Here is an 11,209-nt window from a genome sequence, read left to right as displayed (position 1 = left end):
TTTCGTATTTTTTATTGGGCCCTGGCCGGGCCAGCGGCTTGCGCAGGCGTCGCAGGGCGCGCCAGGCGGCGCATGACGAAGCCCACCGGGCCGGTCTGGTACCAGTGGCGCACGCCGCGCCGCGGTTGACCCATCGCCTGGGTCAGGCGGTCGAGCGTGATGGCCAGCACCACGATGCCCAGGCCGCCTACGGTGGCCAGGCCCATGTCAAGGCGGCCGATGCCGCGCAAGACCATCTGGCCCAGGCCGCCCACCGCGATCATCGAGGCGATCACCACCATCGACAGCGACAGCATCAGCGACTGGTTGATGCCGGCCATGATGGACGGCAGCGCCAGCGGCAGCTGCACGCGGCTCAGGAGCTGCCAGCGCGAGGCGCCATAGGCGCGCGACGCTTCGATCAGGTCGGGGCGCACCTGGCGGATGCCGAGGTTGGTCAGGCGCACCAGCGGCGGCAGGGCGAAGATGATGGTGACGATCACGCCGGGCGCATTGCCGATCCCGAACAGCATGACCACCGGCACCAGGTAGACAAAGGCGGGCGTCGTCTGCATGGCGTCGAGCACCGGGCGCAGCATGCTTTGCGCGCGGTCGCTGCTGGCCAGCAGGATTCCCAGCGGCAGGCCGATCGCCAGGCAGAACGCGAGCGAGGTCAGGACCAGCGCCAGGGTGATCATCGCTTCCGGCCACACGCCCAGCATGGACAGGGCCAGCAGCGCCAGCACGGTGCCGATGGCGAGCGTGCGGCTGGTGAACTGCCAGGCCAGCAGGCCCATGATGGCGACGACGAGCAGCGCCGGCGCGGCCAGCAGCAGCTCGCTGGCGCCGGCCAGCGTGGCGTCGATCGGCGCGCGCACGGCCTGGAACACGGGGCGGAAATGCGCGACCACCCAACCCAGGCCATCGTTGATCCAGGATTGCAGCGGCAATGCGCCGTCGAACATGTGCGCCAGGTCAAAGCCGCTGGCCTGATCGGGTGTGGCGGCCGGACCTGCGGCGTCGAGCCAGGACGTGTCGCCTGGCGGGGAGGGCAGCCATGGGTTGGCCTCGACCGCTTCTTCGGCGACCGGTGGCGCTGCGGTGATGCTCGCGGTTGTACTGCTTGTGTTCATGCTTGTCCTTTCTGTGTCTGCTGTTCTGGAATGGCGGGTGTATCGCGGTCGAGGAATTTCAGCAGGGTGGTCTTGCTGATCGCGCCGCGGAAGCCCCCATCGCCGTCCACCACGGGCACGGCATACGGCAGTTGCGCCACCTGGCCGAACAGGCCGGCGACGGGGTCGTCGGCATTGATGGTCTGCACCTCGGGCAGGAAGGCATGCGCCAGGCCGAGCGGGCCGGTATGGCCGTCGAGGGCGCTGCGCAGGGAGTCGGCCGAGACCAGGCCGAGGAATTCGCGCTTCGGGCTGACCACATAGGCATAGGCCCGATCCTGCTCTTCCAGCATCGACAGGGCCGCGCGCGAACCGCGGGTGGGCGACTCGGACACCACGACCTGGCTCTTGCGGGCGATGTCGCCAGCCTTGAACACGGCCGCCGCATCGACGCCGCGCACGAAGCTGCGCACGTAATCGTTGGCCGGCTGGCGCAGGATGTCTTCCGGCGTGCCCACCTGGACCACCTGCCCATCCTTCATGATGGCGACGCGGTCGCCGATGCGCATCGCTTCGTCGAGGTCGTGCGAGATGAAGACGATGGTGCGGCGCTTGATCTGCTGCAGGCGCAGCAGCTCCGATTGCATCTCGGTGCGCATGATCGGATCGAGGGCCGAAAACGCCTCGTCCATCAGCAGGATCGACGGATCGCTGGCCAGGGCCCGCGCCAGGCCCACGCGCTGCTGCATGCCGCCGGACAGTTCATCGGGATAGCTGGCGCCATAGCCGGCCAGTCCCACCTGCTCCAGTGCCTGGCTTGCCTGGGCGTGGCGCTCGGCCCTGGGGATGCCGGCCAGCTCCATGCCGAAGGCGGTGTTGTCGAGGACTGTCATGTGCGGCAGCAGCGCGAACGACTGGAACACCATGCTGATGTCCTTGCGCCGCAGGGCGCGCAGCTCGGCGTCCGGCAGCGTATTGATGTCGTTGCCGTCGACCAGGATGCGGCCGGCGGTCGGCTCGACCAGGCGGTTGAGCATGCGCACCAGGGTCGACTTGCCCGAGCCCGACAAGCCCATGATGACGAAGATCTCGCCTGCTTCGATGGTGAAGGTGGCGTCGAACACGCCGATCGTGCATTCGGTGCTGGCCAGGATGTCCTGCTTGCTGGCTCCCTGGCGGACCAGTGCCAGCGCCTCGTCGGGGCGGTCCCCGTACACTTTGAAGACATGGTCGATGACGATTTGTTTGGCCATATTGGCGGTGCTCCTTCGATGTGGCGAATGGATTGAAACCCGGCGGCCGGTGGCGCGGATGGGAATCGGCGAATCCCGGCTGGACGCTCATGCGGCGGCGCGCCATCGCGAGCGGGCGGGCGGCGAAACGGAGCCGGGATGCTTGACGAGCAATGCGTCAAACGATAACGAGAGATGGGTGCAGGGCCCTGGGGCGATTTTCCCGATAGGGGGAAACCTGTACAGCAGATGCTTACTGATCGTAATTGTTGTTAATTGATGCCAATTGTAACGCAAGGAAACGATTAAGTCAATTTGACTGATTTAATCGAGTGTGCCAGCAATGTTTAGTTGCGAACAGTCGAGCGCCATCGCCGTCGTTCGTGCAGCGGTGGCCAGCCGGGCTGCCTGAAAGGCGTTATCATTGGCTTTTACCCAACGCACCCACCTTTGCCCATGACGACTTCCAGCTATCCCGACATCCGCCTCCTGATCGCCAACGAATGGGTCGACGCCAGCGGCGGCAAGACTATCCCGGTGGTCAATCCGGCCACCGGCCAGCCGATCGGCACCGTGGCCCATGCCGCCATCGCCGACCTCGACCGCGCGCTGGCCGCGGCCCAGAAAGGCTTCGAGGCCTGGCGTGTGGTGCCGGCCGCCGAGCGCGCCGCCACCATGCGCCGCGCCGCCAACCTGCTGCGCGAGCGCGCCGGCGACATCGCGCGCCTGCTGACGCAAGAGCAGGGCAAGCCGTTGGCCGAGGCGAAGATGGAAGCCATGGCCGGCGCCGAGATCATCGACTGGTTCGCCGCCGAGGGCATGCGCGTGTATGGCCGCATCGTCCCGTCGCGTAACCCGGCGGCCCAGCAACTGGTGCTGAAGGAGCCGGTCGGCCCGGTCGCCGCTTTCACGCCCTGGAACTTCCCGATCAACCAGGTGGTGCGCAAGCTGGCCGCGGCGCTGGCCACCGGCTGCTCCTTCCTGTGCAAGGCGCCGGAAGAAACCCCGGCCTCGCCGGCGGCGCTGTTCCAGTGCTTCGTCGACGCCGGCGTGCCGCCGGGCGTGGTGGGCCTGGTTTTCGGCGATCCGGCCGAGATTTCCGGCTACCTGATCCCGCATCCGGTCATCCGCAAGGTCACCTTCACCGGCTCGACCCCGGTCGGCAAGCAGCTCGCGGCCCTGGCCGGCGCCCACATGAAGCGCGTGACGATGGAGCTGGGCGGCCATGCGCCGGTGATCGTGGCGGCCGACGCCGACGTGGCGCTGGCGGTCAAGGCCGCCGGCGGCGCCAAGTTCCGCAATGCCGGCCAGGTGTGCATTTCGCCGACCCGCTTCCTGGTGCACAACGCGGTCAAGGACGAATTCACGCGCGCGCTGGTCAAGCATGCCGAAAGCCTCAAACTGGGCGACGGCCTGCAGGACGGCACGACGCTGGGGCCGCTGGCCAATCCGCGCCGCCTGACGGCGATGGCGCAGCTGGTGGACGACGCGCGCGCCAAGGGCGCCGTGATCGCCACCGGCGGTGAGCGCGTGGGCGATGCCGGCAACTTCTTCGCGCCGACCGTCCTGGCCGACGTGTCACTGGAGGCCAGCGTGTTCAACGACGAGCCGTTCGGGCCGGTGGCCGCAATCCGCGGCTTCGACAGCCTCGAGGACGCGATCGCCGAGGCGAACCGCCTGCCGTTCGGCCTGGCCGGTTATGCTTTCACCAGCTCGATCAAGAATGCCCAGCTGTTGATGAACCGGGTCGAAGTCGGCATGCTGTGGATTAACCAGCCGGCCACGCCGAGCGCCGAACTGCCGTTCGGCGGCATCAAGGATTCGGGCTACGGTTCCGAAGGCGGGCCGGAGGCGCTGGAATCGTATCTGAACACCAAGGCCGTTTCGATGGTCGGCGTGTGATTCCGTCCCGCCCGCGTCAGGATTCCGGATCGGGCTTGACGCGGGTGAGCTTGTAATCGGCGGCGGAACGCTCGAGCGCCAGCCCGAGCACGTCCTTCAGTTCGTCGGGGCTCGCGCCGTCGTCGAGCTGGCGCCGCGCGAAGGTATTGCGCAAGGTGCGCCCGCCCGAGCGCGACAGGTCCATGCCGGCGCGTTCGAACGTCGCCCGCATCTGCATATAGACGGTCTTGCGGGTCATCCGGGCGCCAGTCAGGTTGGCCGGGAACACGAACTGGCCCGGAATCGCCATCGTCTCGCGTTCCTGCAGCCAGGCCAGCAGCTCGTCCGCGCCTTCGCGGGGGAGGGCAATCTCGTGTTCATGGCTGGTGTCGTGCTTCTCGTCGGGGGTGATGCTCAACAGGATCGAGCCGTCGATGGCGGCCTGGCGGCCGACTTCGGTCACCAGCAGGCCGACCGCTTCTGATACCCGCAGGCCGGCCAGGGCGATCACGACCTGCATCGCCCGGTCGCGCCGCCGCTTCCAGCCATCGAACGGGGTGTTGCGGCGGCGTCGTGGCGCCTCGGCCGGCAGCGCTGCGAAGAAGCGCTGCAACTGGTCTTCCGACAGGGTGCGCCCGGCATCGTCTTTCGTCATGTGGGCGCGATCGATGCCGAGGATCGCCAGCTGCGCCGGATTCGGCGTCACGCCCAGGTGCTCGTAGCAGCGCTCGAGCAGGCGCAGGTAGCGGTAGGCGATCTTGCTGTTCAGGACGCGCTTGCCCTTCACGGTACGGTCGATGAAGCGCTTCAGGTCGGCCTGGCTGACCTTGGAGAAGGCGATGCCCTGTTCCTGGAACCAGCTCGTCACGTTATTGAACATGAACAGGTAGATTTTCATAGACTCCGCCGACAACACCCGCAGCGTGCCGTCGGCGCGCTGGCGGCGGCCGGTTTCGGCGAAGGCGGTGGTGGCGATGAATTCCTTGAATGAGCGGACCGGGTCGGTATCCCACGACGTCAGGGTGTGCATGATGGAATGGCCTCGCATTGGGAGACCTGCATTCTAACAAAAAAGTAACTAACCAACGTGAGCGTGCATGAAAAAAATCCGAACTCCGGATACTGCCGGTGACGCACCGGACAGCGACCCTCATCCCAGGTCTACAGGGAGGAGGGCCGTCGTCGGGACGTCTGCTATTTCACGCTGTCCAGCAACCCACGCACGCGCAACCACTCTTCGGCGCGTTGCGGCCAGCTCGATGCATTGCCGAGGCCGGGGCGCATGCCCATCCCATGCGGGCCATGCTCATACAGGTGCATCTCGGCCGGCACCCCGGCGCGGGTGAGCGCCTGGTAGAACAGGATGCTGTTCTCGACCGGCACCGCAGCGTCGTCCTGGGTATGGATCAGCAGGGTCGGCGGTGTGCGCGCCGTGACCTGGCGCGCTACCGACATCAGCTCGACGTCCGCCGCGCTCGGCGAGGCGCCGAGCAGGGCGGTGCGCGACCCCATATGGGCCGCCGGACCGTCGAGCGCGATCACCGGATACATCAGCACCAGGAAGTCGGGCCGCGCGTTCACCGCGTCGAGCGCGTGGCCGGTGCGGCCGAGCGGATGGTCGAACAGGGTGCCGGCGCTGGCCGCCAGGTGGCCGCCGGCCGAGCTGCCCATCACGCCGATCCGATCGGGCCGCAGGCCGTAGGCATCGGCCTGCGCGCGCACCAGGCGCAGCGCGCGCAGCACGTCGCGCAGCGGCGCCGGATGGCCGGACTCGCGCATCCGGTACTTGAGGACGAAGGCGGTCACGCCGAGGCTGGACAGCCAGCGCGCATGCTGCTCGCCTTCGCGCACGATGGCCAGCCGCTCGTAGCCCCCGCCCGGACAGATGATGACGGCGGTTCCGTTGGCACGGTCGACCGCGGGCGGATACACGGTCAGCGTGGGATCGGCGACCCGGCTGATCCGGCCGTCGACGAAGCGTTCCGGCTCCAGGCCGGTGCGGCGCTCGGGCACCCCTTCGGGCCAGAGCGGGAGCGTGACCGGCGCGGCTGGCCAGTCGGCCGCGTAGGCCGGGGTGGATGCGGCCAGGACCGCGGCCCCGAGTCGTTTCAAGTTGCGTCTGCGTGCGATCTGCATATCGTCCCTGTTTATCGTTCTTGTGGTGGTTCGTGGAATGGCCAGAGTAGCGGCCATGCTAGAATACGGGGCTTGCCGTGACCCTGCCCGGCGCAGCCTCCCGAGGGGAACTCCCTTGCCGTCGAGTGCCCCCACAAGCCCTGTCCCCGCAGGGCTTTCGATTTTGTTCGTTTGATTGTCCTACCGACTCCGGAATTCTCTCATGGAAATTAAAGTCAACTTCCTCGACAAACTTCGCCTGGAAGCCAAGTTCGACGATTTCACCGTCATTGCCGACCAGCCGATCCGCTATAAAGGCGACGGCTCGGCGCCGGGACCGTTCGATTACTTCCTGGCTTCGTCCGCCCTGTGCGCGGCGTATTTCGTGAAGTTGTACTGCAATACCCGGAATATCCCGACCGAGCATATTCGCCTGTCGCAGAATAATATCGTCGACCCGGAAAACCGCTACAAGCAGATCTTCAAGATCCAGGTCGAGCTGCCGGCGGATATCTCGGACAAGGACCGCCAGGGCATCCTGCGCTCGATCGAGCGCTGCACCGTGAAGAAAGTGGTGCAGGAAGGTCCCGACTTCGTGATCGAAGAGGTGGCCAATCTCGACGCCGACGCCCAGGCCCTGCTGACCCTGCAGCCGTCGAGCGAGGCGCAAACCTATATCCCTGGCAAGGACCTGCCGCTCGAGCAGACCATCGCCAATATGTCGGGCATGCTGGCCAGCTGGGGCATCAAGATCGAGATCGCCTCGTGGCGCAATATCGTCCCCAATGTGTGGTCGCTGCACATCCGCGACGCGCATTCGCCGATGTGCTTCACCAACGGCAAGGGCGCGACCAAGGAAAGCGCGCTGGCCTCGGCCCTGGGCGAGTACATCGAGCGCCTGAACAACAACCACTTCTATGCCGGCGCCTTCTGGGGCGAGGACATCGCCAACGCGCCCTTCGTGCATTACCCGAGCGAGCGCTGGTTCAAGCCGGGCGCGGGCGATGCGCTGCCGGCCGGGATCCTCGACGACTACTGCCTGGAGGTCTACGATCCCGATGGCGAACTGCGCGGCTCGCACCTGGTCGACACCAATTCGGGCAATGCGGAGCGCGGCATCGTGGCGCTGCCCTTCGTGCGCCAGTCGGACGGAGAAACCGTGTATTTCCCGTCCAACCTGGTCGAGAACCTGTATGCCAGCAATGGCATGAGCGCCGGTAACACGTTCGCCGAGGCCCAGGTGCAATGCCTGTCCGAGATCTTCGAGCGCGCCGTCAAGCGCGAGATCCTGGAAGGCGAGCTGGTCTTGCCCGACGTGCCGCAGGAAGTGCTGGCGAAATACCCGGCCATCGTGGCCGGCATCCAGGGCCTCGAAGAGCAGGGCTTCCCGGTGCTGGTCAAGGACGCTTCGCTGGGCGGACAATATCCGGTGATGTGCGTGACCCTGATGAATCCGCGCACCGGCGGCGTGTTCGCCTCGTTCGGCGCGCACCCGAGCTTCGAGGTGGCGCTCGAGCGCAGCCTGACCGAACTGCTGCAGGGGCGCAGCTTCGAAGGCCTGAACGACTTGCCGCGGCCGACCTTCGCCAGCGAAGCCGTGACCGAGCCCTATAACTTCGTCGAGCACTTCATCGATTCGAGCGGCGTGGTGTCGTGGCGCTTCTTCAGCGCCCGCCCGAGCGTCGAATTCGTCGAGTGGGATTTCACGAGCCAAGGCGCAAACCCGAACGCCGACGAAGCCGCGACCCTGCTCGGCATCCTGGCCGAGATGGGCAAGGAAGTCTATACGGCCGTGTACGACGAACTGGGCGCCGTCGCCTGCCGCATTCTGGTGCCCGGCTACTCCGAAGTCTATCCGGTCGAAGACCTGGTCTGGGACAATACCAATAAATCGCTGCTGTTCCGCGAAGATGTGCTGAACCTGCATCGCCTGGACGACGAGCGCCTGGAGGCGTTGCTCGAGCGCCTGGAAAACAATGAGCTGGACGAGTATTCCGACATCGCCACCCTGATCGGCATCGAGTTCGACGAGAACACCGACTGGGGCCAGCTGACGGTGCTCGAACTGCGGCTGTTGATCAACCTGGCCCTGCAGCGGTTTGAGGAAGCGCACGAACTGGTTGGCGCCTTCTTGCAATATAACGATAATACAGTCGAGCGCGGCTTGTTCTACCAGGCCCTGAACGTCGTGCTCGAGGTCGTGCTGGACGACGAGCTGGCGCTGGACGACTACGTCGCCAACTTCCGCCGCATGTTCGGCGACGCGCGCATGGATGCGGTGCTGGGCTCGGTGGACGGCAGCGTGCGCTTTTACGGCCTGACGCCGACCAGCATGAAACTCGAGGGTCTCGATCGTCATCACCGCCTGATCGACAGCTACCGCAAGCTGCATGCGGCCCGCGCCAGGGCGGCGGCTGGTAGCTGAATGAAGCGGCAGTAGCCAGGCTACGGGCATGCGGCGGCGCGTGTCCCATGGGAGGGATGGATGCGCGACGCAATCGTCATCGGCGCCGGCCACAACGGCCTGGTATGCGCCTGGTACCTGGCCCGCGCCGGCCTGAAGGTCACCGTGCTCGAACAGCGCGCGGTGGTCGGCGGCGCCGCGGTCACCGAAGAATTCCACCCCGGCTTTCGCAACTCGGTGGCCGCCTACACCGTCTCGCTGCTCAACCCGCGGGTGATCCGCGACATGGAGCTGGGGCGGCACGGCCTGCGCATCGTCGAACGCCCGCTCGCCAACTTCCTGCCGCTCGACGACGGCCGCTACCTCAAGCTCGGCGCCGGCAAGACCTTTGATGAGGTGGCGAAGTTCTCGCCGCGCGACGCCGCCCGGCTCGATGAGTACGGGCGCCAGCTGGACGTCGCGGCCGACCTGCTGCGCGAACTGGTGCTGCAGACGCCGCCCAACCGGATCGAAGGCGGTTGGCTGGCGGCGCTGCCCGAGCTGCTCAAGGCCGGCAAGCTCGGCAACAGGATGCGCAAGTTGTCGCTGGCGGCACAGCGCGACCTGCTGGACCTCTTCACCAAGTCGGCCGGCGACTACCTGGACGGCTGGTTCGAGAGCGATCCGATCAAGGCCGCCTACGGTTTCGACAGCGTGGTGGGCAACTACGCCAGCCCCTATACCCCCGGTTCGGCCTATGTGCTGCTGCACCACGTGTTCGGCGAGGTCAATGGCAGGAAGGGCGCCTGGGGCCATGCGATCGGCGGCATGGGCGCCATCACCCAGGCCATGGCGCGCGCGGCGCAGTCGCTCGGGGTGGAGATCCGCACCGATTGCGCGGTGGCCGAAGTGCTGCTGGAGCGGGGCCGCGCCGCCGGCGTCGTGACCGGCAAGGGCGAGCGGCTCGCCGCCCGGCTGGTGGTGTCGAACCTGAACCCGCGCCTGCTGTACACGCGCCTGGTCGACCCCGGCGCGTTGCCGGGTGACTTCCTGCGCCGCATGCGCGCCTGGCGCTGCGGGTCCGGCACCTTCCGCATGAACGTGGCCCTGTCCGAGCTGCCCGACTTCAGCTGCCTGCCGGGCAAGGCGACGGCCGAGCACCACGGCAGCGGCATCGTCATCGCGCCGAGCCTGGCCTATATGGAACGCGCCTACCACGACGCGCGCGATAGCGGCTGGTCGCGCGCGCCGATCGTCGAACTCGTGATTCCCTCGACGCTCGACCACACGCTGGCGCCGCCCGGCCAGCACGTGGCCAGCCTGTTCTGCCAGCACGTGGCGCCGCAACTGCCGGACGGCGCGAGCTGGGACCTGCACCGCGACACGGTGGCCGAGCTGATGATCGACACCGTCACCCGTTACGCGCCGAACTACCGGCGCGCGGTGTTGGGGCGCCAGACCATGAGTCCCCTCGACCTGGAGCGTACCTTCGGCCTGGTCGGCGGCGATATCTTCCATGGCGCGCTGGGCCTCGACCAGCTGTTCTCGGCCCGCCCGATGCTCGGCCATGCCGACTACCGCGGCCCGGTGCCCGGCCTGTACACCTGCGGCTCGGGCGCCCATCCGGGCGGCGGCGTCACCGGGGCTCCGGGCCATAACGCGGCGCGCGAAGTGCTGCGCGACTTTCGGCCAGGTGCGGCCTGACCCGCATCGAAAGGCGCCGATGGCCCGTTGCCCCTTCGCCAGCCAGGTCGCGATCAGCGGCGGCGCCGGTCCCTACACGGCCGGGCCGTTCCGCATCGTCCACCACACCACCGAGGGTAGCACGGCGCGCGGCGCCTTCGATACCTACCGCGCGCGGCGGGTCGATCCGCATTTCACGGTGGACCACCTGGGCATCTACCAGCATATCGACACCGCCTTTGCTGCGCGCGCGCTGCGCAACGAGCGCGCGCAGCCGCTGGAGACCAATCTGCTGTCCGCGGTCCAGATCGAGGTGGTGGGTTTCGCCCACCTGCCGAAGCAGGGCGCGACCCTGCACAACGTCGCGCGGCTGTGCCGCTGGATCGAGGCCACCCATGACGTCGCCCGGCGCTGGCCCAATGGATTGCCCAAGCCCGCAGTAGATGGCCGGGATCCGGGCCGCCACAACCGCGACCCGGACACCTGGCGCACGGAATCGGGCCATTATGGCCACTGCCATGTGCCCGAGAACATCCACTGGGATCCCGCCTACACCGAATCGGAAGTCCTGTTCCTGATGGAGGGCCCAGGCCCGGCGGCGCTGCGCGCACTGCGCGCGTCGCGGCGGCGCGAGGCTGTGCCTGAGCCGACGGCGCGCCAGTTGCGGCAGGCCGGGAGCACGATGTCTGGCCACTGAGTTGGCCACTGAGCAGTGCCCGGAATCCATATCGCATGACACTTGGTCGAGCGCAATCGGAGCGCGCGTTCGATCACTATCATGAACCGTATCGACGCTCGCGTCAGGTAGACGGTATATGGGTGCA

8 protein-coding genes are annotated in these 11,209 nt (G+C 67.1%); 4 read left to right on the top strand and 4 right to left on the bottom strand.

The genetic code is table 11. The features are described from left to right. Window positions 1–11: 11 nt before the first annotated feature. Together proW and proV are read right to left on the bottom strand one after the other, a co-directional pair. Entirely contained in the window at window positions 12–1,112 is a 1,101-nt protein-coding gene (gene proW / locus Q9246_RS20255) for a glycine betaine/L-proline ABC transporter permease ProW (RefSeq protein WP_306392526.1), read from the bottom strand. After that, on the bottom strand, window positions 1,109–2,344 hold the full coding sequence (gene proV, locus Q9246_RS20250; protein ID WP_306392525.1) for a glycine betaine/L-proline ABC transporter ATP-binding protein ProV: 1,236 nt from the start codon (window positions 2,342–2,344) through the stop codon (window positions 1,109–1,111). The genes proW and proV overlap by 4 nt, the downstream gene beginning before the upstream one ends. Window positions 2,345–2,779: 435 nt before the next feature. Between proV and Q9246_RS20245 the strand changes: the two genes are divergently transcribed. Next, a complete protein-coding gene (locus Q9246_RS20245) occupies window positions 2,780–4,225 on the top strand; it encodes an NAD-dependent succinate-semialdehyde dehydrogenase (RefSeq protein ID WP_306392523.1) in 1,446 nt (481 codons plus the stop codon). Window positions 4,226–4,241: 16 nt separating this feature from the next. Here Q9246_RS20245 and Q9246_RS20240 read toward each other — a convergent pair whose 3' ends face one another. Beyond that, the gene (locus Q9246_RS20240) at window positions 4,242–5,234 is read right to left on the bottom strand and encodes a tyrosine-type recombinase/integrase (protein WP_306392521.1); all 993 of its coding nucleotides are present in this window, start codon (window positions 5,232–5,234) and stop codon (window positions 4,242–4,244) included. A gap of 164 nt (window positions 5,235–5,398) precedes the next feature. Continuing rightward, on the bottom strand, window positions 5,399–6,316 hold the full coding sequence (locus Q9246_RS20235) for an alpha/beta hydrolase (protein ID WP_306392519.1): 918 nt from the start codon (window positions 6,314–6,316) through the stop codon (window positions 5,399–5,401). Between the two features lie 226 nt (window positions 6,317–6,542). On the opposite strand from Q9246_RS20235, the gene Q9246_RS20230 reads away from it, so the two are divergent. Genes Q9246_RS20230 through Q9246_RS20220 form a run of 3 tightly spaced genes read left to right on the top strand, consistent with a single transcriptional unit; the run spans window position 6,543 to window position 11,082 of the window. Then, window positions 6,543–8,744, top strand: a complete 2,202-nt coding sequence (locus tag Q9246_RS20230) for an OsmC domain/YcaO domain-containing protein (RefSeq protein ID WP_306392517.1) — start codon at window positions 6,543–6,545, stop codon at window positions 8,742–8,744. 60 nt (window positions 8,745–8,804) lie between these two features. Continuing rightward, on the top strand, window positions 8,805–10,406 hold the full coding sequence (locus tag Q9246_RS20225) for a phytoene desaturase family protein (protein ID WP_306392516.1): 1,602 nt from the start codon (window positions 8,805–8,807) through the stop codon (window positions 10,404–10,406). A 19-nt stretch (window positions 10,407–10,425) separates the two neighbouring features. Continuing rightward, the gene (locus tag Q9246_RS20220; RefSeq protein ID WP_306392514.1) at window positions 10,426–11,082 is read left to right on the top strand and encodes an N-acetylmuramoyl-L-alanine amidase; all 657 of its coding nucleotides are present in this window, start codon (window positions 10,426–10,428) and stop codon (window positions 11,080–11,082) included. Window positions 11,083–11,209: the final 127 nt, after the last annotated feature.

Source organism: Telluria beijingensis, from assembly GCF_030770395.1.
Taxonomy (GTDB): Bacteria; Pseudomonadota; Gammaproteobacteria; order Burkholderiales; family Burkholderiaceae_D; genus Telluria; species Telluria beijingensis.
This window is presented reverse-complemented; position numbering and strand designations above follow the sequence as displayed.

Coding starts and splice junctions, on each gene's coding strand:
- proW (WP_306392526.1), bottom strand. CDS start 1,112: ATGAACACAAGCAGTACAACCGCGAGCATCACCGCAGCGCCACCGGTC.
- proV (WP_306392525.1), bottom strand. CDS start 2,344: ATGGCCAAACAAATCGTCATCGACCATGTCTTCAAAGTGTACGGGGAC.
- Q9246_RS20245 (WP_306392523.1), top strand. CDS start 2,780: ATGACGACTTCCAGCTATCCCGACATCCGCCTCCTGATCGCCAACGAA.
- Q9246_RS20240 (WP_306392521.1), bottom strand. CDS start 5,234: ATGCACACCCTGACGTCGTGGGATACCGACCCGGTCCGCTCATTCAAG.
- Q9246_RS20230 (WP_306392517.1), top strand. CDS start 6,543: ATGGAAATTAAAGTCAACTTCCTCGACAAACTTCGCCTGGAAGCCAAG.
- Q9246_RS20225 (WP_306392516.1), top strand. CDS start 8,805: ATGCGCGACGCAATCGTCATCGGCGCCGGCCACAACGGCCTGGTATGC.
- Q9246_RS20220 (WP_306392514.1), top strand. CDS start 10,426: ATGGCCCGTTGCCCCTTCGCCAGCCAGGTCGCGATCAGCGGCGGCGCC.